Source organism: Ruminococcus sp. zg-924 (assembly GCF_024433635.1).
Classification (GTDB): domain Bacteria; phylum Bacillota; class Clostridia; order Oscillospirales; family Acutalibacteraceae; genus UBA7067.
The window spans coordinates 1-21,176 of the sequence record NZ_WNJZ01000007.1 but is presented as its reverse complement, the minus strand read 5'-3'; the positions used below and the strand labels follow the sequence as shown (position 1 = coordinate 21,176).

20 protein-coding genes are annotated in these 21,176 nt (G+C 43.9%); 3 read left to right on the top strand and 17 right to left on the bottom strand.

The genetic code is table 11. From position 1 onward, the window contains the following. Positions 1-13: 13 nt before the first annotated feature. The 10 genes from recN to nusB are packed head-to-tail and all read right to left on the bottom strand — an operon-like array spanning position 14 to position 9,389. Positions 14-1,678: a DNA repair protein RecN gene (recN, locus tag GMA13_RS04445; protein ID WP_255882941.1), complete on the bottom strand. Its 1,665-nt coding sequence runs from the start codon at positions 1,676-1,678 to the stop codon at positions 14-16. A 12-nt stretch (positions 1,679-1,690) separates the two neighbouring features. After that, positions 1,691-2,137 carry an arginine repressor gene (gene argR, locus GMA13_RS04440; protein WP_255882940.1) on the bottom strand — a complete coding sequence of 149 codons (447 nt, stop codon included), beginning with the start codon at positions 2,135-2,137 and terminating at the stop codon, positions 1,691-1,693. A 12-nt stretch (positions 2,138-2,149) separates the two neighbouring features. Continuing rightward, positions 2,150-3,013 (bottom strand): NAD(+)/NADH kinase, encoded by an 864-nt coding sequence (locus GMA13_RS04435; protein WP_255882939.1) that lies wholly within the window; start codon positions 3,011-3,013, stop codon positions 2,150-2,152. Positions 3,014-3,018: 5 nt separating this feature from the next. After that, positions 3,019-3,837, bottom strand: coding sequence for a TlyA family RNA methyltransferase (locus tag GMA13_RS04430; protein ID WP_255882938.1), 819 nt, complete (start codon positions 3,835-3,837; stop codon positions 3,019-3,021). Positions 3,838-3,839: 2 nt separating this feature from the next. Continuing rightward, the gene (gene dxs / locus GMA13_RS04425; protein ID WP_255882937.1) at positions 3,840-5,708 is read right to left on the bottom strand and encodes a 1-deoxy-D-xylulose-5-phosphate synthase; all 1,869 of its coding nucleotides are present in this window, start codon (positions 5,706-5,708) and stop codon (positions 3,840-3,842) included. A gap of 34 nt (positions 5,709-5,742) precedes the next feature. Then, entirely contained in the window at positions 5,743-6,627 is an 885-nt protein-coding gene (locus GMA13_RS04420; protein ID WP_255882936.1) for a polyprenyl synthetase family protein, read from the bottom strand. Beyond that, the gene (gene xseB, locus GMA13_RS04415; RefSeq protein WP_255882935.1) at positions 6,617-6,820 is read right to left on the bottom strand and encodes an exodeoxyribonuclease VII small subunit; all 204 of its coding nucleotides are present in this window, start codon (positions 6,818-6,820) and stop codon (positions 6,617-6,619) included. The genes GMA13_RS04420 and xseB overlap by 11 nt, the downstream gene beginning before the upstream one ends. After that, the gene (xseA, locus tag GMA13_RS04410) at positions 6,813-8,006 is read right to left on the bottom strand and encodes an exodeoxyribonuclease VII large subunit (protein WP_255882934.1); all 1,194 of its coding nucleotides are present in this window, start codon (positions 8,004-8,006) and stop codon (positions 6,813-6,815) included. The genes xseB and xseA overlap by 8 nt, the downstream gene beginning before the upstream one ends. 5 nt (positions 8,007-8,011) lie before the next feature. Then, entirely contained in the window at positions 8,012-8,941 is a 930-nt protein-coding gene (locus GMA13_RS04405) for a peptidase M22 (protein ID WP_255882933.1), read from the bottom strand. Further along, entirely contained in the window at positions 8,934-9,389 is a 456-nt protein-coding gene (nusB, locus tag GMA13_RS04400) for a transcription antitermination factor NusB (protein WP_255882932.1), read from the bottom strand. The genes GMA13_RS04405 and nusB overlap by 8 nt, the downstream gene beginning before the upstream one ends. 276 nt (positions 9,390-9,665) lie before the next feature. On the opposite strand from nusB, the gene GMA13_RS04395 reads away from it, so the two are divergent. Genes GMA13_RS04395 through GMA13_RS04385 form a run of 3 tightly spaced genes read left to right on the top strand, consistent with a single transcriptional unit; the run spans position 9,666 to position 11,628 of the window. Beyond that, the gene (locus GMA13_RS04395; protein WP_255882929.1) at positions 9,666-10,844 is read left to right on the top strand and encodes a type II CAAX prenyl endopeptidase Rce1 family protein; all 1,179 of its coding nucleotides are present in this window, start codon (positions 9,666-9,668) and stop codon (positions 10,842-10,844) included. 2 nt (positions 10,845-10,846) lie between these two features. Continuing rightward, the gene (gene tadA / locus GMA13_RS04390; protein WP_255882928.1) at positions 10,847-11,302 is read left to right on the top strand and encodes a tRNA adenosine(34) deaminase TadA; all 456 of its coding nucleotides are present in this window, start codon (positions 10,847-10,849) and stop codon (positions 11,300-11,302) included. Next, positions 11,299-11,628, top strand: coding sequence for an inorganic pyrophosphatase (locus tag GMA13_RS04385; RefSeq protein WP_255882927.1), 330 nt, complete (start codon positions 11,299-11,301; stop codon positions 11,626-11,628). The genes tadA and GMA13_RS04385 overlap by 4 nt, the downstream gene beginning before the upstream one ends. Before the next feature lie 58 nt (positions 11,629-11,686). On the opposite strand, the gene pfkA is transcribed toward GMA13_RS04385, so the two are convergent. The 7 genes from pfkA to hprK all read right to left on the bottom strand — a co-directional run bounded on the left by pfkA (position 11,687) and on the right by hprK (position 20,923). After that, positions 11,687-12,655, bottom strand: coding sequence for a 6-phosphofructokinase (gene pfkA / locus GMA13_RS04380; protein WP_255882926.1), 969 nt, complete (start codon positions 12,653-12,655; stop codon positions 11,687-11,689). Between the two features lie 161 nt (positions 12,656-12,816). Continuing rightward, entirely contained in the window at positions 12,817-16,359 is a 3,543-nt protein-coding gene (locus GMA13_RS04375; RefSeq protein WP_255882925.1) for a DNA polymerase III subunit alpha, read from the bottom strand. Positions 16,360-16,368: 9 nt separating this feature from the next. Continuing rightward, a complete protein-coding gene (whiA, locus tag GMA13_RS04370) occupies positions 16,369-17,286 on the bottom strand; it encodes a DNA-binding protein WhiA (RefSeq protein WP_255882923.1) in 918 nt (305 codons plus the stop codon). A gap of 12 nt (positions 17,287-17,298) precedes the next feature. Further along, on the bottom strand, positions 17,299-18,162 hold the full coding sequence (rapZ, locus tag GMA13_RS04365) for an RNase adapter RapZ (RefSeq protein ID WP_255882921.1): 864 nt from the start codon (positions 18,160-18,162) through the stop codon (positions 17,299-17,301). 144 nt (positions 18,163-18,306) lie between these two features. Then, positions 18,307-19,221, bottom strand: coding sequence for a UDP-N-acetylmuramate dehydrogenase (gene murB, locus GMA13_RS04360; protein WP_255882920.1), 915 nt, complete (start codon positions 19,219-19,221; stop codon positions 18,307-18,309). A 9-nt stretch (positions 19,222-19,230) separates the two neighbouring features. Beyond that, complete coding sequence (locus GMA13_RS04355; protein ID WP_255882918.1) at positions 19,231-19,953, bottom strand: phosphatase; 723 nt, start codon at positions 19,951-19,953, stop codon at positions 19,231-19,233. 4 nt (positions 19,954-19,957) lie between these two features. Next, positions 19,958-20,923: an HPr(Ser) kinase/phosphatase gene (gene hprK / locus GMA13_RS04350; RefSeq protein ID WP_255882917.1), complete on the bottom strand. Its 966-nt coding sequence runs from the start codon at positions 20,921-20,923 to the stop codon at positions 19,958-19,960. Between the last annotated feature and the right edge of the window lie 253 nt (positions 20,924-21,176).

Sequence of the window (21,176 nt, the reverse complement as noted above, 5' to 3'; positions counted from 1 at the left end):
TCACAAAACTTGTTTATTTCTTATTCATCATTTCTTCTGCGTGTCTTAACGATATTTCAGTTATATTCAGACCGTCGATAATTCTTGCAAGCTCCGTCTTGCGCTGTTCATAGCTCAGCTTTTTAACCTCAGTGAAGGTCTTGCCGTCCCTAACATTTTTTTTGATTAGAAAATGCGTGTCTGCAAGTGCGGCAATCTGAGCCTGATGTGTTACGCATATAACCTGACGTCCGCTTGACACAGCCTTAAGCTTCTGACCTACCTTCTGCGACGCACTGCCGCTTATACCTGCATCGACCTCATCGAATATCATAGTTGAAGCCGAGTCAGAATCGGTAAGCACATTATTTATCGACAGCATAATTCTTGACAGCTCGCCGCCTGACGCAATCTTTGACACAGGCTTCGGCTCTTCACCGGGGTTTGCCGAAATTAATAACTCTATTTTATCAATGCCGTTTTCTGTAAGCTTTGTCTTTTCTATGTTAACCACAAGACGAACATTCGGCATATCCAGATAAGTAAGCTGTGCTTCAACAGCAGCGACAAACTCCTGCGCTCCGGTTTTTCTAAGCTGTGAAATCTCATTTGCCAAGCCGAGCGCACGGGTGGCAAGCTCGTTGTATTCATCAAGCAGAGCCTCCATATTCTCCTCATAGGACAACAAACTTTGAAGCTCCTTTTTGCCATTTTCAAGGAAACTCTGAATATCGGAATATTCAGGCCCGTACTTCTTAATTATTTTCTGCACAAGGTCAAGGCGGTTTTCGACATCTTCAAGGCTTATTTCGTCGTTTTCACGCTCCTCCATAACAGAGGAAACACAGTCTATGCAATCGTCAATTTCGTAATACACATTATCGAGTCTTTCAGCGATTTTTGCAAGCTCCGGCACAAGTGCTGATGTTTGCCCAAGGCTTTGCACCGCATTCTGAATAGCGGACAATACGCTGTATTCCTCACCTGCGCAAAGCTGTGCGTAAGCATAGGCAAGCGACTCGGCAATTTTTTCCCTGTTTCTGCACACTATGCGCTGTTCCTTGAGTAATTCAAGCTCGCCGTCCTTTACGTCTGCCTGCTCAATCTCGTTTATCTGATATTTTAAAATATCTATTCTGCTTTCACGCTCATTATCGTCGGTTTCAGCTTTGTCAAGTCGGTGCTTGCAGTCCTTAAGCTGATGGAAAACCTGACGATATTCGCCCAAAAGAAGCGCTGTATTAGCGTAATCGTCAATATATTCACGGTGCTTTTCACCGTTCATAAGCTCGTAGCTCATCATTTGTCCGTGAATGTCGATAAGCGTCAAGCCTATCTCCTTAAGCACGGCAACGGGAACAGGAATACAGTTGACACGGCACAAATTCTTGCCGCTTGCGCTTATCTCTCGGTTAATAACAAGACTTTTCGGCTCGTCATCATTTTTACACCCGAGCTTTTCAAGGACATTTACGGTTTTATCGGAAATGTCTGAGAATTGAGCGCTCACAACAGCCTTTTTAGCACCTGTTCGTATAAGCTCCTTTGATGTTCTGTTACCCAAAACAGCGTTTATAGAGTCAATGACAATTGATTTGCCCGCACCTGTTTCACCGGTGAGAACATTAAAACCCTCGGTAAAATCAATTGAGGTTTTTTCAATTACAGCTATGTTTTCGATGTATAGGGTATCGAGCATTTTTGTCACCTCTCAGACAATTTTTTTAAGAAAGGACACAATCGAAGCCGCCTGTGCATCGTTCCTTGCCACTACAAATATAGTGTCGTCACCTGCAATAGTGCCAACAACTCCGTCAATTTCAACTGCGTCCATTGCGGCGCAAACACCCTGCGCCATTCCGCTTACTGTTTTCAAAACTATCATATTTCCTGCGTAGTCAATTGAGGTTACGGAACCAGAAAACAGCGAATTAAAGCTGCCTGTAAGGCTTTGCGGCACCTTTGAAGCGGAAGCGTATTTATATTTGCCGCCGCTGGTCACAACCTTTTGCAGCTTAAGCTCCTTTATATCTCTTGAAACTGTTGCCTGCGTTACATTGAAGCCACACTCGTTAAGCTTTGCAAGCAAGCTGTCCTGTGTGTTTATTTCGCTTGTACTAATAAGCTCCAGTATTTTGGTCTGTCTTTTTGATTTCATTTCATTTCATCCTCATTCGGTACGGCGATTTAGTTTATCGCCGAGCACACTGTAAAAGGTTTTTTCGTTTGTAATAATAAGCTGTACTTCCCTGTCTGCTCGTGAGATTTTTACAGCATCGCCTGCGCACAGCTTCTTTGAGTTTTGCCCGTCAACTGTTACAATAGCCTCGCAGGAATCGTCACACTCCGCCGAAACACTTAAGACTGAGTCGGCAGAAAAAACGATTGGACGGGAAAAAATCGAATGTGTACACACCGGAGTAAAAACGATACAATCCATTGTCGGCTCGACAACAGGACCGCCCGCTGACAAAGAATAAGCCGTTGAGCCTGTCGGCGTTGAGAAGATTAAACCGTCTGCACGGTAGGAACAGATTTCACGCTCGTTGTGTCCTATTGTAAAATCAACTATCCTTGAAAATGAGCCTCTTGAGATAACAACGTCATTGAGTGCGTAAAAAACGCTGTGCTCTCCGCTTTTTGTATTTATTTCTGCCTTAAGCATCATTCTCTTCTCGGTTTTGAATTCACCCTTAATTATGCCGTAGAGCTTATCAAGCTCGGAAGGCTCAAGCTGGGCTACAAAACCGATTCTGCCAAAGTTTACACCGAGTATGGGGCGGCTTTCGGCGCAGGCGTATTTTGCCGCCTTTATTATCGTGCCGTCACCACCTACTGCTATTACTATATCGCAGTGCTTTACCATAAGCTCCGTATCATTATAAAAAACTATATTTTCAAACCCCGAAAAAGCGTCTTTGAATTCATCATTCATCAATACAGTGCCGCCGCAGCTTTCTATTACTCTTACTGCTTTCTTTGTAAATTCAACAGCGCCATTTTTAGTCGGGTTCGGTATAATTGCTGTTTTCAACGCTTTCACTCCCTTTTGTCAAGCGCCTTATGTGAGTCCTCAGTGAGCATTAGCGGCGTTTTATCGGTGAGCATCTGTGTTTCACCGTCTGTTTTTTCAATGTATATAAGATATTCTATATTCCCTTCGGGTCCCTTGATTGGCGAAAAGTCAAGACCTAAAACATTAAAGCCGTTATCAAGACAAAATGCGGTTATCTGCTCAATTACGCTTTGATGAACCTTTGGGTCACGCACAACGCCTTTTTTGCCCACGTTTTCACGCCCTGCTTCAAACTGCGGCTTTATAAGGCAAACCGCCCTGCCGCCGTCCTTAAGGAACTGCCTTGCAACCGGCAGAACAAGACGAAGTGAGATGAACGAAACGTCAACGCTGAAGAAGTCAATTTCATCCTCCACCTGCTCCTTTTGGAGCTTTCTGATATTCTGCCGCTCCATATTTACCACTCGACTGTCATTTCTGAGCTTCCAGTCAAGCTGGCCGTAGCCAACGTCTATCGAATACACCTTTAGTGCGCCGTTTTGAAGCATACAGTCGGTAAAGCCACCTGTTGAGGCTCCTATATCCATTGTGATTTTTCCGTTCAAATCAATTCCAAATTCAGCCATTGCCTTTTCAAGCTTAAAGCCGCCTCTGCTGACGTATTTTGGAGCTGAGGCACGAACCTCCAATTTAACATCAACAGGGTAGACAGCACCGGGCTTATCCGCCTTTTGGTTGTCACAGTAAACAAGGCCTGCCATAATATACGCCTTAGCCTTTTCTCTGCTCTGAGCATAGCCCTGTTCAAACACAAGGGTATCAAGCCTTTTCTTCTCCGCCATAGTTACACCTCCTGCTCCGCCTGTAAAACAGCGTCAGCCATTGATTTTTCATCAAGTCCCAGTTTTTCAAGCGAGCGGTCAACGCTTGCCTGCTTCACAAATTCATCTTCTATGGCAAACACCTTGCATTTGCCGCAATAATCCAATTCATCAAGCTTTATCTCAAAGCTTTCGCCTACTCCGCCTGATTTCATTCCCTCCTCAAAAAAGAGAATTTTCTTAAATTTAAGCGATTGCATAATAGCCTTTGTGTCAACAGGCTTTATCCTGTTAAGCTTTAAGATGCAAAGGCTCTTTCCGCTCTCCTTAAGCATTTCAAGCGCACGGCAGGCTTTTGAAAACAGCTTGCCGTAGGTTACGAGCAAAACAGAGGCATTTTTGTCGCCATAAAAATCAAACGAATTATTTGTGCAGTTATAGTCAAGCGGCTTGTACGGCTGACCGCCTTTAGGATAGCGCACGGCTACAACGCCGCTGTCGCTGTAAATTGCCGCCCTGAGGTTGTATTCAAGCTCGTCAAAATAGCACGGACTGTATATTGTGATATTCGGAACGGAGTTTAACAGTGCAACATCAAAAACACCCTGGTGCGTTTCGCCGTCTGTTCCGACTACTCCTGCACGGTCAACGGCAAGAATAATATGCAGGTTCTGCATAGCAGCATCGTGTATAATTTGGTCAATACTTCTCTGTAAGAAGGTAGAATAAACGGCAAACACCGGAATCATTCCCTTTACAGCAAGACCGCAGGCAAAGGTAACGGCGTGTTCCTCAGCTATGCCGACATCAAAAAAGCGTTCCTTGTGCTTTTTCGCAAATTTAACAAGACCTGTGCCTGTTGCCATTGCGGCTGTAATGGCGCAAATATTGTCATTGTCATAAGCAAGGTCAAGCAGATTATCGCCGAATACACCCGAAAAATCTCGTTTTGAGCTTATCGACTCACCTGTGTCAATGTCAAAACTGCCGACGCCGTGAAAGCTCTTAGGGTCATTCTCGGCAAAGGTGTAGCCCTTGCCCTTTGTTGTAACAACATGAACCATAACCGGGCCGTTTACACTTTTTGCCGCTAAAAAGGCACGCTCAAGCTCCTGAATATTATGACCGTCAACAGGTCCGTAATATGCAAAGCCCAAATCGTCAAAAATAGTCCTCTTATAAACAAGGTTCCTCATTCTTGATTTTGAACGCTTAAGAAGCTTTCTAACAGGACTTCCGAGTATCGGTGTTTTTATAAGAACACGCTCAACTCTTGATTTAAGCCTTAAATACTTCGGGCTCATTCTTATACCGCCAAGGTATCTTGCAAGCGCACCAACGTTGCGTGAAATTGACATTTTGTTGTCATTAAGCACAACTATAAAATTTTTCTTGAATTTACCTGCGTTGTTGAGTCCCTCAAAAGCCAAACCGCCGCTTAACGCACCGTCACCGATAATAGCGACTGTGCTGCCGCTTAATGAACGAAGCTGCTTTGCAACGGCTATGCCAAAAGCTGCTGAAATTGAGGTGCTGCTGTGACCGACATTAAATGCGTCATACGGGCTTTCCTCCCTTTTTGGAAAGCCTGATATACCGCCCTCTGTGCGGATTGAATATATATCGTCAAGCCTGCCTGTAAGTATCTTGTGGGTATAACTTTGATGTCCTACGTCCCAGACAAGGCTGTCGCCTTCATTGCCGAAAACTCTGTGCAGGGCAACTGTAAGCTCAACAGTTCCAAGGTTTGAAGCGAGGTGCCCTCCGTTTTTTGAAACGACACTCACTATTATCCGGCGTATTTCGCTGCAAAGCTGCTCAAGCTGTTCTTCATTCAGTTTTTGAAGTTCTTTCGGTGATTTCACCGTTTCAACAACTGATTTATCTTCCATTTCTCTCTGTCCCTTTTATTTCTATCCCCATTGTTTAAATCTTGCGCTTTGAAAGTGATAGTGCAAGCTCCTTTAAAGCTGTACTGTCACCGTCAAACGCATCTAAGCTTTTTATCGCCTTATCTGTCAGTTCGCCTGCAAGACGTCTGCACTCGTCAATGCCGAGCAATGAAACATATGTAGCCTTATTCTGCTCCAAGTCGCTGCCGACAGGCTTGCCAAGCTGCTGAGTGGTGGAGGTAACGTCAAGTATATCGTCAATAACCTGAAACGCAAGCCCGATGCTTTCGCCGTAGCTTTCAGCGGCGTTGAGCTTTTCTTCGTCAAATACGCCGGAGCCAACACAGCCGAGCAAGCAAGCAACCTTAATAAGACAGCCTGTTTTCTTTTTATCCATTATTTCAAGTCTTTCTCTTTGCGGAGCCTTTCCCTCGCTTTCAATGTCTATTATCTGTCCGCCTATCATTCCTAAAGCGCCCGAAAATTCAGCAAGAAGCTCTGCGCATTTTGCTTTTCTGCAAGCATTTTTAGAGTTAAGACCGAAAAAAATCGTCTTGAATGCAAGAGTCAGCAATGCATCCCCCGCAAGCAGGGCAACAGCTTCACCGAAAACCTTGTGGTTAGACGGTTTTCCTCGGCGTGTATCGTCATCATCCATACACGGCAAATCATCGTGTATAAGCGAATAGGTATGAATCATTTCAACTGCGCAGGCTAACGGCATAACATCGTCAACACTTTCGCCGCACAAGCGTGCAAACTCAAGCACCAATCTCGGACGAACACGTTTGCCGCCTGCCATAAGGCTGTATCGCATAGAATCAATAACATTTTTTTCAAGGCAGTTATCGTTCGGCAGAAATTTTTCAAGAGCCTCCTCAATAAGCCTTATATCTTGATTTACAGCGTTATTGCTCAATTTTCTCATCCACCTTTATTTCGGTTATTTTTTGCTTTGCGTTTTCAAGCCTTTCATAGCACAAGCCTGTAAGCGCCGTACCCTCTTCAAATAGCTTTAACGCCTCGTCAAGAGGTACCTCTCCCCTTTCAAGACAATCAACAATCTCGTCAATTCTTTTCAACGCTTCCTCGTATGAAATATTATTATCCATTTATTTCCTCCGCTATGCAGTTAACACTGCCGTCATTTAAAATTAATCTGAATTTTTCGCCCAATGATATTTCCTTAACCGATTTTACCGTTTTTCCATCCTTTGTCGGCAAAGCGTAGCCTCTTGAGAGAATATTAAGCGGACTTAAATGCATTAAAGCTGCCGCCGAATATTTGAGCGAATTTTCTTTGTCAGAAATATATTTGTCAACCGCCGATTTAAATCTGCGTGTACATACGTCTGCCTTGAGCGATTGCTCAGCTATATATTTTTCAGGAGAAAAAAGCACACTGCGGCGCACCGCTCTTAGCTTTTCCTCACCGTTGTTTATTCTTGATTTCATAAGCTGTAAAAGCGTGAAACGCCTTTGCATAATCGAATTTAAAAGCTCTTCTCTGTCCGGAACGGCAAGCTCTGCCGCAGCAGACGGTGTCGGTGCTCGCATATCCGAAACGAAGTCGCATATTGTGAAATCGGTTTCATGCCCTACTGCTGAGATGACCGGTGTTTTGCAGTCAAATATTTTCCGTGCAAGTCCCTCATCGTTGAATGCCCACAAATCCTCTGCCGAGCCTCCGCCTCTGCCGATTATTATAACGTCGCTTTTACTGTCCATATACTCCAAAGCCCTGATAAGCTGCCCCGGTGCTGTATCGCCCTGAACTGTTACAGGATACAGAATAATCTCGGCTGACGGATAACGGCGAGAGATAATGTTTTCAATATCACGCCTTGCAGCTCCTGTCGGCGAGGTAATAACGCCGACCCTTTCTGGAAACGGCGGCAGCGGCTTTTTATGCTCAACACCAAAAAGCCCTTCATTTTCAAGCTTTGATTTAAGCTGCTCATATGCAAGCGCAAGTGCACCTGCTCCGTCCGGCTGCATATCCTCAACATATAGCTGATATTGACCGCTCGGCTCATAAACGGATATTTTTCCTCTTACGATAACCTTCATACCGTCTGACGGTGCAAAGCGGAGCCTTGACGCAGCAAACGAGAACATAACCGACTTGATGACCGCCTTATCGTCCTTAAGCGAAAAGTACAGGTGACCGGACTTATAGTGCCTTGTGAAGTTTGACAGCTCACCGCAGACAAATACAGTTTTAAGCTTTGGGTCGTTATCTATTATTGATTTTATATAAAAGTTAATTTGAGATACAGTAAGTATTCCAACGCTCAAAGCGTTCACCTCTGATGTGCAAGATATGTAAGATACGCCACACCTGCGGCGTTATCACAGGAAAACTCAGGTTTTGCAAAGCAGCAGTCAATCTCTCGACTTAAGCCTTCTTTTATTATTGAGTTGCTCATTACTCCTCCTGCAAAGAGTATTGGCTGACTTCCATATTCTTTGATAAGCTCACGGCTCATTGATATGAGCGTTTTTTCGATATATTTTAGGCAAAAAAGAGCAACATCCTCGCCGGATACACCGTCATCAAGCATTTTTCTGCACTTGTTTTCAAGTCCCGACAAACAGCAGTTGCAGCCCTTAAGTGTCGGCTTTGGATTGTAGTCTTTCTCACTTTTCAGTGCAAGCTGTTCAAGAAGCGCTCCGCAAGGAAAATCAAGTCCGAGCATAAGTCCCACTCTGTCAACCGTCTGACCAGCGTTTAAATCAAGGGTTTGCGCAATAATCTGAGTTGATATTATTTTTTCTTCATTGGGAGAAACAAGCACAGCCTCGGTTGTGCCGCCCGAAATATGAAAGGCAATGAAGGTGCGGTTTAAAAGGTCGTTTCTTCCGCTTGAATAAACTGCGGCGGCAATATGCCCCTGCTGGTGTGAAAACGAATACAGCGGCACACCCAAAAGCTTTGACGCTATATGTGCTGACGAGCTTCCGACTGTAAAACACGGCATATATGAGCCTTCCTCACTTCTCGGTGTGAACGACGCTCCAACCGCCTCAATTTTACAGTCCGACAAATCAAGCGCATCTAAAACTGTATGAAGCTGCGCCGTATGGTGAAACACCGCATCACTCTGCCTAAGTCCTGCTTGACCCTTTTTTACGGGCAAAAGTTTTTTGCTCTGAAGAATTTCACCGCCTGAATATACAGCCGCCGAGGTTGTGTAGTTACTTGTGTCGAATGCAAGATAAGCCTTATTCATCGGCTTTTACACCCTCAGCTGTAAGCTCGCCGCTTTCAAGCGCATTTGCAACGCTGCCCAAAACACCGTTTATAAAGGCGGCGTCCTCGTCTGTTGCGTATATTTTTGCAAGGCGAACCGCATCGTTTATAATAATTCCGACGGGGTTTTCACCTATTGTATTGTCAGGGCAAAAGACAAGCTGATATACCGCAAGGCGCAAAAGTGTTTTAGACACCTTCGGAATTCTTGACAGCTTCCATTTTTTAAGGTAGCGGCTAATAATTTCGTCGCATTTCTCAGCATTGCTCACACAACCTCTTGCAAGCTCACAGGCAAATTCAAGCGGCTTTTCAACCTCTGAATATGCCTCAATTACCTCGTCCGGCTTATCCTGTGCAAGCTCTGCGCTGAAGCAAAGGCAGAATGCCTGTTCTCTGGCTTTAATTCTGTTGTTATCTGAACCCATCTGCTTTCCCATCCTCTTGTATTTTATTCTTATAATTATACCATAAAATTTATTTTTATCAATCATTCAAATAAATTTTCACATAATAACCAATTATTTTCAAGAAAAATTTATGTGCAAAAGCTTGAGAGAAATAACATAAGCGTAAAGATAAGCCAAACGTCCTTGCCTTATCTACAAATTAATTAAAACTTTATATTTATAAGGTTGCATTTATTTACCCTGAAATGCTATAATTGCATTGTAAAAATTTATCAAAAACAACGAGGTTTTATAATGAACAATCAAAGCTTTGGCCCAAACGGCAGTGTTTATCCGCCATTCAATCAACCACCTCAGGGATATACTCAGCCGCAAATTTATAACAGCAGCCCTCAGCAAGGCTACACCGCAGGCACAAATCCGCAGGATTATTTTTTACCGCCTGAGCCTGCTATGTACGCACCGCCTCAGCAACGGCAATACAGCTATACTCCTTCACCGGAAGAGATACTCGTTCGGCAAAAGCATAATGAAGAACACATTGTACGAAAGCTCGGAAACAGAGCCGGCTGGGCAGCCTTTACTGTGCATATGGCAATGTATATAATAGTTATTTTTCTTACAATCGCCCTATTGCCATCTCAGGATTCACCGCAATACGAAAATATTGCAAGCCTTGTCAACTCAATTGGAGCGATGATTGCAATGTTCATCTCCGGCTTTATGCTTCTTGGGCTTACTCACACAAAGCTTAAGAACGTGATGACGTTTAAGCGCACCAAAAGCTTAAAACGCTGCACTGCCGCTTTTTTTGTAGGGCTTGGCGCAATCCCTGTTTGCAATCTTCTTGCCCAGCTTGTTGCAAACAATCTTTCTCTTATCGGCATTGAAAACAAATCATATGAAACCAGCGGTTTTTCTACTGAGATAGATTTATTCTATATTGTCGTTCAAATACTTTGCACAGCCATTGTTCCGGCGATAAGCGAGGAGTTTTTCTTTCGTGGAGCACTGCTCGGCTCGCTAAAGCCTTACGGTCAGGGGTTTGCAATAGTTATGTCCTCAGTTATATTCGGCTTGATTCACGGCAACTTGGGGCAAATTCCGTTTGCAATCGCCGGTGGAATGTTCTTTGCATTTCTAACGATTTATACCGGCTCGCTTATTCCCTCAATGATTTTGCACTGCATTAATAATCTGCTGTCTGTTGTGCAGAGTATTCTTGTTCAGGTAGTTGACGAAAATATAGTGTACGCCGTTATGATTGCGTATTATGTTCTTTTCTCCATTTTGGCAATTGTAGCCTTTGCAATGCTTTCAAAGCGAGACAAGGATTTTATGCACTTTGAACGACCCGAATCTAAAATATCCGACTCGCAGAAATCGCTTGCATTCATCTCGTCGCCCGGAATGATAGTTTTTATCGTCATTATGGCGCTTGAAACGGTTTTTGCATACTATTCTTTTGGTTAACTATGAACAATGATGAAAAATATATGCGCCTTGCACTTGAGCAGGCGCATTTAGCTTATAAAATAGGAGAAGTCCCGGTTGGAGCTGTTGTGGTGCGAAACGGAGAGGTAGTCGGCACAGGCTACAACCGCCGTGAAACCGACAAAAATGCAGTAGCTCACGCTGAGCTGATTGCAATTGACAACGCCTGCAAAAGGCTCGGCGGCTGGCGGCTGTGGGAGTGTGAGCTTTACGTCACTCTTGAGCCTTGCCCGATGTGTGCAGGGGCTATAATCAACTCACGGATAAGGCGGCTTGTATACGGTGCTTCCGACAAAAAAGCAGGCTCGATTGAAAGTGTTGTTAAAATGCTTGAGCTGCCGTATAATCACAGACCGCCGTATTTAGGCGGTGTATTGCAGGAAGAATGTGCCGAGATACTGAAAAGCTTTTTCAGGGAGATGAGGAGCAAAAAATGAGTATTATCGGAAAAACAGTCACCGTTACGGTTGACAGAAAAATGGGAACATATCACCCGGAACACGCCGATATATATTACCCGATTAACTACGGTTATGTAAAGGATATATATGCTTTTGACGGAGAAGAACAGGACGCTTACATTATCGGTATATCAACACCTGTGCAGAAATTTACCGGCATAGTAATTGCAGTAATACACCGGCTTGATGATATTGAAGACAAATGGGTTGTTGCTCCTTTTGGCAAGCACTATACCGCTGAGCAGATAATGGCGCAGGTGAATTTTCAGGAGCAATATTTTAAAACCGAAATTGAGATATAACGCAAAACAGCCGAGCGGACAAAACCGCTCGGCTGATATATTACTATGTATTTTATTATCAGATGGAAATCTCCATTGCAATTTTGTAGAGGTCATAGTCAAACTTCCTCTTCTTATTTAGAGCCTCGGTAATATCATAATCAACAATTCTGCCGTCTGTAACTGCAACAACACGGTTTCCAATTCCCTGTGAAAGAAGCTCAACAGCCTTGTGACCCATTGCGCTTGCAACAACTCTGTCACGAAGTGACGGCGATCCGCCACGCTGAACGTGACCGAGAACTGTGGCTCTTGACTCAATACCCGTCTTAGCCTCAATTTCCTTCGCAATCTTATCAACGCCGCCAACACCCTCGGCAACAACAATGATGAAATGCTTTTTGCCGCTGCGCTGTGAATCAAGCATTCTTGCAATAACGTCCTTATCAAGGTCATACGGAACCTCAGGAACAAGAATTGAAGTTGCGCCGATTGCAATACCGGTCTGGAGCGCAATATCGCCGCAGCGTCTTCCCATAACCTCAACAACGCTGCACCTGTCGTGTGACTGAGCAGTATCACGGATTTTATCTACCATTTCCATTGCAGTGTTCATAGCAGTATCAAAGCCAACTGTATATTCACTGCAGGCAATATCATTATCAATTGTGCCCGGTATACCAACGCACGGTATGCCCTGACCTGTTAAATCTCTTGCGCCTCTGAAAGAACCGTCGCCGCCTATAACAACAACGCCCTTAACACCAAGCTCACGGCAGGTGTCGGCAGCCTTTTTAACACCTTCGGGAGTGTTGTACTCCTCACTTCTTGCGGTGTAAAGAATTGTACCGCCGATGTGAATAATATTTGAAACACTGCGCAGATTCATCTCGAAAACGTCACCGTTCAAAAGACCGTTGTAACCACGGTGAACACCTATAACTCTGATACCCTTTTGAATAGCAGACCTTGTAACGGCTCTTACAGCCGCATTCATTCCCGGTGCGTCTCCTCCGCTTGTTAATACAGCAATAGCATCTTTTAACATTTTTATTCCTCCGATGTATATATAATTTCAGTAGTTATACCTATTTACTTTTTACTATTATAGTACATAATCCGGTCTATAATCAAGACCTTTTTCCTAATTTTTGCAAAATTGACAAAAGATTAACAAGGATGTCATTTGATTTTACATTTTACCGCATATTACATCCTCATTGTTTTAACAACAACATTGCTCTCGCCTATTCTGCGCTTAAGCTCCGAAACCAAGACAGGGTTTAAATCTACCCACATATTCATTGGAGCTTTTACATAACGCTTTTCCTCAGAGAGATATAATACAAGCGGCGTTCTGCCGTCAAAAACATCTATAAGCAGCTTTGCCTCAAAATATTCCTCGCTTTCAAGACTCGGCACTCTCAGGCACAGACACTCAACGCCTGCTTGACAAGTGTTGTTTTGTGTATGAGCAGTTTGATTTTGCGCATTACCTTGCCTTGCGGCGTTTTTTGCTATCTCCTCTATATGCGCTATATCGGGAGCAAGCTTGATTACATTGCAAAGTATTTTCGGCTCCTCGTCCTCACGTACATTTACACTACCCTGAACATCGACTATTGCACCCTCAAAAATTGCACCGCCGCCCTCACGCATAGGCTGAGGGAATACAATAAGCTCTGCCGAACCTGTCATATCCTCGACAGTCACAAAAGCCATCATATCGTTATTTTTTGTTGACTTTATCTTGACTGCGGTTATTATCGCAAGCAGACGTACTCTTTGTCCATCATTGTACCCACGGCTTCCCTGCTCAGGTTGGTCAAGGATTCTTCCGATTTGGTCTACTCTCATCATTTTCAAAAACGGTGCGTATTCCGACAACGGGTGGCCGCTTAAGTACATACCTGTTGTTTCCTTTTCCATAGCCAGCTTGTCATTCTGCCCGAAATCATCCATGCGAACAAGGTTTATGCTTTTTTCACTTACCTCGTCGTCAAAAAAGCTGAGCTGTCCTATGGCATTGTGCTTTCTCTCCCAGTCAAGGCTGTCCAGAACTACCGATGAATTTATGAGCATTTCACGACGGTTAAGGTCTAAACCGTCAAGCGAGCCGCTTTTCACCAAGCTTTCAAGTGCCCGACTGTTTAGTCCTCTGCCGTTTAAACGCTTACAGAAGTTGTAATAACCTGTAAATCTGCCGCCTGTCTGTCGCTCAGTGATAACAGCGTCGATAACATTCTTGCCAAGATTTTTAATTGCAAGCAAGCCAAAGCGTATATCATTTCCCGATACAGTAAAGCCTACATTACTTATGTTCACATCCGGCGGCAAAACCTTTATTCCCAGCCTTGCACATTCGGATGTATAAACAGCAAGCTTGTTCGGGTTATCAAGCACGCTGGTAAGCAGGGCTGCCATATACTCCTTTGGATAATGGCACTTCATCCACGCTGTTTTGTAAGCTACGTTTGCATATGCCGCTGCGTGCGATTTGTTGAACGCATAGGAAGCAAAGCTCTCCATCTCTTTGAGAATAGAAACGGCTGTTTCCCTGTCTACTCCTCTGCGCAGGCAGCCTTCAACCTCAATCTCTCCGTTTTCGCCTACAAGTCCGTTTAAAAAAATCTCCTGCTCACGTTCCATTACGTCCTTTTTCTTTTTTGACATGGCACGGCGAACAATATCTGCTCTGCCAAGGCTATATCCTGCAAGAGTTCTGAATATCTGCATTACCTGCTCCTGATAGACTATACAGCCGTAGGTAACGTCAAGTATGCTCTTTAAAAGCGGATGCTTGTATTTTATCTTATTGGGATTATGCCTGTTTTCGATATATCTTGGAATTGAATCCATCGGTCCGGGTCGGTAGAGCGAAATAACAGCTATGAGATCCTCGACAGAGCTTGGCTTAAGCTGTGCAAGCACACTCTTCATTCCGGGCGACTCAAACTGAAAAACGCCGTCCGACTGTCCTTTTGACAGCATTTCAAATACCGCTTTATCGTTCTCGGTTATGTCCTGCTCGCTGTAAGACGGATTGACCTTCAGAATCATATTTTCGGCGTCCTTCAGAACCGTAAGGTTTCTAAGTCCTAAGAAGTCCATTTTAAGAAGACCAAGCTCCTCAAGAGTTGTCATTGTGTACTGAGTTACAACCGCCTCGTTGTTCTTTGCAAGAGGAACATAAGAGCTTACCGGATCTCTTGTAATAACTACGCCTGCGGCGTGGGTTGTGGCGTTTCTCGGCATTCCCTCAAGACTCATTGCGGTGTCTATAAGAACCTTAACCTGTTCCTCATTTCTATATCTTTCCTCAAGCTCTTTGGACATTGTAAGAGCCTTTTTTATTGTCATTCCGAGTTCATTCGGAACAAGCTTTGCAACTGCGTCAACTGCTCCGTATGGCATTGCAAGCGCACGTCCTACATCACGGATTGCTCCCCTTGCCGCCATTGTGCCAAAGGCAATAATCTGTGCAACATGGTCACTGCCGTATTTTCTTATAACGTAGTCTATTACCTCCTGACGTCTGTCCTTGCAGAAGTCAACGTCAAAGTCGGGCATGCTTACTCTTTCCGGATTGAGAAATCTTTCAAAGATAAGATTGTATTTTATAGGGTCTATTCCCGTTATGCCTATGCAGTATGCCGCCAAGCTGCCTGCGCCGGAGCCTCTGCCGGGGCCAACAGGAATATCCTGCGATTTTGCATAGTTTATAAAGTCTGCAACAATCAGGAAGTAGTCAGTGTAGCCCATTTCCTTAATTATTGAAAGCTCATAATCAAGTCTTTTTTTTAGCTCATCAGATAAATTTTCGCCGTAGTTGCGGTGAAGTCCTGCAATACATAAGTTTTTAAAATACTCAAAGTGGTCCTGATTGTTCGGAATCTCGAAGTGCGGAAGCTTTGTTTTGCCAAACTCAAATTCAACATTGCACCTCTGTGCGATTTTCACCGTATTGTCATATGCCTCAGGATACGCCTTGAAAAGTGAGCGCATCTCCTCCTCTGACTTAAAATAGAATTCATCTGTTGTAAACTCCATTTTGTCAGGGTCGTTTATCGTGTGGTTTGTCTGTATGCACAAAAGAATCTGGTGCAGGTAGCTGTCATCTTTATTTATGTAGTGACAGTCATTTGTAACAACAAGCGGTATTCCCGTTTCCTCCGCTAATTTTTGTATTTTAAGGGCAACGTGTCGTTCCTCGTCAATGCCGTGATTTTGCATTTCAAGATAGAAATTTCCCTGCCCGAAAAGGCTGTTGTAATAAAGAGCCTTTTCCTTAGCGGCATTTAAGTTTCCTCGGCTGATAAGACGTGGAATTTCACCGGCAAGGCAGGCTGAAAGGCAGATTAACCCCTCGTGGTGCTTTTCAAGCAAGCTATCGTCTATTCTTGGCTTATTGTAAAATCCCTCTGTCCACGCCTGCGACAAAATCTGTGCTAAGTTTTTATATCCTGTGTTGTTCTCACACAGAAGCACCATATGATAATTGGCACGGTCAAGCTCTCCGTTTTTATCGAATCGGCTGTTAGGGGCAACATAAACCTCACAACCTATAATAGGCTTTATTCCGTTCTTTTTTGCAAGCTTATAAAAATCAACGGCGCTGTACATACAGCCGTGGTCTGTAACGGCAACGGCACTCATACCCATTTCCTTTGCCGTTTTAACAAGCTCCTCAAGGCGGCACGCACCGTCAAGCAAGCTGTATTCGCTGTGGTTATGCAAATGAACAAACGCCATAATTTCCTCCTATATATTCTCGGCTATCTCTAAAATACGCTTCATTCTGTGGTTTGCGCCGCTGCGGCTTATCGGCGGCAGCAGCATTTCACCCAAGTCACGCAAAGAGTGCTCAGGGTATTCAATACGCAAATCCGCTATGCTCCTCAAGTCATCGGGCAGGCTGTCGAGCCCTCTGAGCCTTTTTATCTTCTCTATTGCCTCAAGCTGAACAGCACTCGCCTTTGCTGTTTTATTGATGTTCGCCATCTCAGAATTCATCTTTCTGTTTACATCGTTTCTTATACTTTTAAGGATTTTCTCCTGCATTAGATTCATCGACGCTATCGGCGCTCCCATAAGTGCAAGCAGGTCTGCTATCTCCTCGCTGTCCTTTATATAAGCAACATACACACCCTTGCGCATAAGCTGCTTCGGTTCTTTTCCACGAGAGGAAACCTCAGATATAACCCTGCATAAATCATTACAGGCGTTTTTGTACGGCACAGAAAATTCAAGGTGGTAGTCCTTTTTCGGGTCTGACACACTTCCGCAGCACAAAAATGCGCCCCGTAAAAATGACGCTACCGACATATCGTCCTCAAGATTCGCCCTGTTAATTCTCAGGCTAACGCTTCTGCGCGAATGACCAAGCTCTGAAAAAATTCTTTTGCAGTCACTCTCAAGCGGAATACTAAGTGTAAACAGCCGTTCTCTATCCTTTTTACCCGTGAGGGCTGTCTTTTTTTCCGTTATTGCATTGAAGGCTTCAACCATTAAATCCATAAAGCGAGCCGCTGTGTACGGGTTTTCTGTATTAAAAATTATATTATCGTGTGAAAAAAGCTTTGCAAAAAGCAAAAGGCCGTAGCACTCCGCACGCAGTGAAACAGCGTTTTGGTTGACGAAGCTGCACAGCTCTTTCTTGGTTTCAAACGAAAATGACATATTATCATTCCTTTATGCTTTGCGAATATCCCTGTGGTGTACCGCCGCAGGCTGCCCGATTTCGAGCAGATGCTCATACATTTTTCCGGCGAAAGTTACACTCCTGTGCTTACCGCCGGTACAGCCGAAAGCGATTATAAGCTGGCTTTTACCCTCCTTGATATAAAGCGGGAGAGCATAGTCTATATATTGTTCAATTTTTTCATAAAGTCCTTTTGTCTGCTCCCATTTGAGAACGTAATCACGCACATCCTGATCAAGACCTGTTTTAAACTTAAGCTCCTCAATATAAAACGGGTTTGGCAGACAGCGCACGTCAAAAACAAGGTCGGCCTCCATTGGCAGACCGTATTTAAAACCAAACGACATACAGGTAACTGAAAAGCCTAAACGGCTGTCACCCAAAAACAGCGTTGTAACACGCTCCTTAAGCTGTGCGGCAGACAGGTTTGTTGTGTCGATTACAAAATCGGCTCTTTCCTTTATAGGCTCAAGCAGAGTATACTCTAACTTGACGGCGGCTGAGGTTGTTGATGCTCCGCTGCCGTGCAAAGGATGCTTACGGCGAGTTGACTTGTAACGTGTCAGCAGCACATTTTCAGCTGCGTCAAGAAATAAAACCTTGAAACTTTTCTTATCGTTTCTAAGCTTTGTAAGACTATCGTCATAAAGCAGAAAGTCATCCTTGCTTCTGATATTCGTAACAAGCGCAACACGCTTCATTTTTTCATCATTTGAATTGCCGCACAAATCATAAAAGGTTGTAATAAGCGCTGAGGGCAAATTATCAACGCAGTAAAAGCCGATATCCTCAAGCGAATGCATAGCAACTGTTTTGCCTGCGCCGGAAAGACCCGCAATTATTAAAAATTCCATAACTAACCCCCATAATGGCTATATTGTTATATTAACAACATTGCAGTGAACTTTTGCCTTCTTCAAAGTGAAACTCAGAGAGCCTTACTCCTCTTGCAATAACTGTTGAAGTGAACTTTTGCCTTCGTCAAAGTAAAACCTGCCTTAGAAAACGCCGACAGGCTTAACCTCACATTCAAGCTCAACGCCGGTATTATCCTTAACCGTTTTCTTAATATGTTCAATAAGCGACAGCACATCATCACAGCTTGCTCCGCCTGCATTAATAATAAAGCCGGCATGTTTAGGACTTACCATAGCTCCGCCCACGCTTGCTCCCTTAAGTCCGCTTTCCTGTATAAGCGCACCGGCAAAATACCCCTCCGGACGCTTAAACACACTGCCCGCACTCGGATATTCAAGAGGCTGCTTATCCTTACGCCTTTGCATATATTCGTCCATTCTGCGGTTAATCTCTGATTTAGAGTCCTTTTTTAACCTTACCGACAGACCTGTAATAATATTGCCGTTTTCGGTATAAGCACTATGGCGGTAAGAAAGCTTTAAATCTTCACCCGAAAGACTGCCGATTTCGCCGCTTCTTGTTATATGGTTACAATTTATAAGAACATCCTTCATCTCGCCGCCGTAGGCTCCGGCGTTCATATACGCCGCTCCTCCTGCACTGCCGGGTATTCCCCAGGCAAATTCAAGACCGGAAAGTCCGTTATCAAGCGCAAAGCGGCAAAGCCTTGCAAGGCTAACCCCTGCGCCGCAATAAACAGTGTCATCTTCAACAAGCGTTATCTGTTTAAAATCATCCTCAAGCTTAAGTACAACACCCTCAATTCCTTTGTCTGAAACAAGCAAATTAGAGCCTTTGCCGAGAATAAATACCGGAACTTCGTCCTTATCACACTGCATAAGTATTGCTTTCAGCACCGAAATGCTCGGCACTGAAACCAGAAGCTGTGCTTCACCACCGATTTTAAAAGTGGTGTAGCGGCTCATAGGCTCATTTTCCTTAACGTCACAGCCTCTTGAGAGTGCAAGCTGCTTTATATTTTCAATATTTACCATATACTACTCCTATACAAGTGAAATTCCGTTTTGCTCAAGATACTTTTTGAAACGGATTTCATCTGAATTTATAATAAGCTCCTGCGGAAAATCAATTTCATTAAGCATTTCAATGGCACATGAGAAATGTCCTACCTTTGAGGAAAAATGAGCGTCTGAATTAACCACAACATATGCGCCAAACTTTTTGCAGGTCTTTGCAATTTCTACACAGTTTTCGCAAGAGCTTTTACGGAAGAAAAAGGTGTTGTCGTTTATCTCAATGAGCTTACCGTTTCTTGCAAGCTCAGGGATAACCGTATTATAATCATACTTAAATTTTGGCGTACCTGAATGACCTATTACATTTACATTTGGATTCTTCGCAAGGTTCAGATATGCGTTTGTTACGGCTTCAACGCTCGGCTTGCCCTTCCAAAGCAAACCATGAATAGAAGCTACCACCCACTCAAGGTCGGCAAGCACCTCATCCGTCATATCAAGAGTGCCGTCCTTATCCAGTATATTTGCTTCAACACCTTTAAGAACACGAACACCATTATAAGTGGATGGAATAGCCCCGAGCGACTCAAAAAACCACTTTCCGGGCGAGCCGGGCATAGCATAGCCGTGGTCTGTAAGCGCAATGGCATAAAGCCCCTTTTCGGCTGCTGCGGCTATCATCTCCTGAGCCGTGCTGTATGCGTGAGTTGATGCAATAGTATGAGTGTGTGTATCAGCAATAATTCTCATAAAATCACAACCAGTTTATATTAGTCTTGCCGCTGCTTTCGTCTGTTTCAACCTCCATACCGAGGCTTTGCAGAAGCTCTTGCGCAGCATTGTAACCCATCTTCTTCTGTCTGTTGTTCATTGCGGCAACCTCAATAATAACCGCCGTATTACGGCCCGGCTTTACTGGGATTGTCAGAACCGGAACATCAATGCCGAGTATTTCAGTGTATTCATTGTCTATACCCATTCTGTCATACACCTTTGAGCTGTCCCATGCCTCCATATTGATAACAATATCAATCTTCTCGGTAAGCTTAACAGCACCCATACCGAAGATACGGCGTGCGTTGATAATGCCCACGCCTCGCAACTCGATAAAGTGGCGGATATTTTCAGGCGAGGAACCGACAAGCGATTTACTTGAAACACGCCTGATTTCAACAGCGTCATCCGCAATAAGACGGTGACCTCTCTTAATAAGCTCAATCGCCGTTTCACTTTTACCTACACCGCTGTCACCAATAAGAAGTATACCTTCGCCGTAAACCTCGACAAGAACGCCGTGGCGGGTGACTCTCGGAGCAAGCTGAACGTTAAGGTATGACACAAGCGCAGCACTTAAAGCAGAGGTTGTGTCGCTTGAGCGTAAAATGGGCACGCCGTGCATCTTTGAAGCCTTCATCAGCTCGTCAAACGGCTGAAGATTTCTTGTAACTATTATTGCAGGCGGCTTCAGCTTGCATAAGCGTTCAAGCACATGGAACTTCTGTTCGCTGCCGTACTTATTTAAAAAACCTGTTTCGGTATTACCGAACAGTATGATTCTCTGAGGGTCAAAGAATTCCATAAATCCCGTAAGCTCAAGCCCCGGACGGGTGACATCTCTTGATGAAATTAAAATTTCCTTCGTGTCGCAAGGAGTGTACTCTGTTTCGAGAGCAAGCTCCTTAATAATCTCGGAAAGAGGGACTGTAAAGGTGGGTTCCATTATTATCTTCCTTTCAGCGGAATAATTTATACATAGTTATTATATCGTATCAATTCAAAAATTTAAAGAGAAAATTCCATTATTTTATTATAAACAAAAATAAAGATAAAAAATGCAGGACGGAACTTTGATATGCACCCCAAAAGTTAGACACTTTTGGAGGTGCATATTTTTATGGGTAAAACAGGAAGAAAAAACAAAGTATATAGTGCAGAATTCAAAATAGGTGTTATAATGGATATGCGAGAACACC

Coding starts and splice junctions, on each gene's coding strand:
- recN (WP_255882941.1), bottom strand. CDS start 1,678: ATGCTCGATACCCTATACATCGAAAACATAGCTGTAATTGAAAAAACC.
- argR (WP_255882940.1), bottom strand. CDS start 2,137: ATGAAATCAAAAAGACAGACCAAAATACTGGAGCTTATTAGTACAAGC.
- GMA13_RS04430 (WP_255882938.1), bottom strand. CDS start 3,837: ATGGCGGAGAAGAAAAGGCTTGATACCCTTGTGTTTGAACAGGGCTAT.
- dxs (WP_255882937.1), bottom strand. CDS start 5,708: ATGGAAGATAAATCAGTTGTTGAAACGGTGAAATCACCGAAAGAACTT.
- xseB (WP_255882935.1), bottom strand. CDS start 6,820: ATGGATAATAATATTTCATACGAGGAAGCGTTGAAAAGAATTGACGAG.
- GMA13_RS04405 (WP_255882933.1), bottom strand. CDS start 8,941: ATGAATAAGGCTTATCTTGCATTCGACACAAGTAACTACACAACCTCG.
- nusB (WP_255882932.1), bottom strand. CDS start 9,389: ATGGGTTCAGATAACAACAGAATTAAAGCCAGAGAACAGGCATTCTGC.
- GMA13_RS04395 (WP_255882929.1), top strand. CDS start 9,666: ATGAACAATCAAAGCTTTGGCCCAAACGGCAGTGTTTATCCGCCATTC.
- tadA (WP_255882928.1), top strand. CDS start 10,847: ATGAACAATGATGAAAAATATATGCGCCTTGCACTTGAGCAGGCGCAT.
- GMA13_RS04385 (WP_255882927.1), top strand. CDS start 11,299: ATGAGTATTATCGGAAAAACAGTCACCGTTACGGTTGACAGAAAAATG.
- pfkA (WP_255882926.1), bottom strand. CDS start 12,655: ATGTTAAAAGATGCTATTGCTGTATTAACAAGCGGAGGAGACGCACCG.
- GMA13_RS04375 (WP_255882925.1), bottom strand. CDS start 16,359: ATGGCGTTTGTTCATTTGCATAACCACAGCGAATACAGCTTGCTTGAC.
- whiA (WP_255882923.1), bottom strand. CDS start 17,286: ATGTCATTTTCGTTTGAAACCAAGAAAGAGCTGTGCAGCTTCGTCAAC.
- rapZ (WP_255882921.1), bottom strand. CDS start 18,162: ATGGAATTTTTAATAATTGCGGGTCTTTCCGGCGCAGGCAAAACAGTT.
- murB (WP_255882920.1), bottom strand. CDS start 19,221: ATGGTAAATATTGAAAATATAAAGCAGCTTGCACTCTCAAGAGGCTGT.
- GMA13_RS04355 (WP_255882918.1), bottom strand. CDS start 19,953: ATGAGAATTATTGCTGATACACACACTCATACTATTGCATCAACTCAC.
- hprK (WP_255882917.1), bottom strand. CDS start 20,923: ATGGAACCCACCTTTACAGTCCCTCTTTCCGAGATTATTAAGGAGCTT.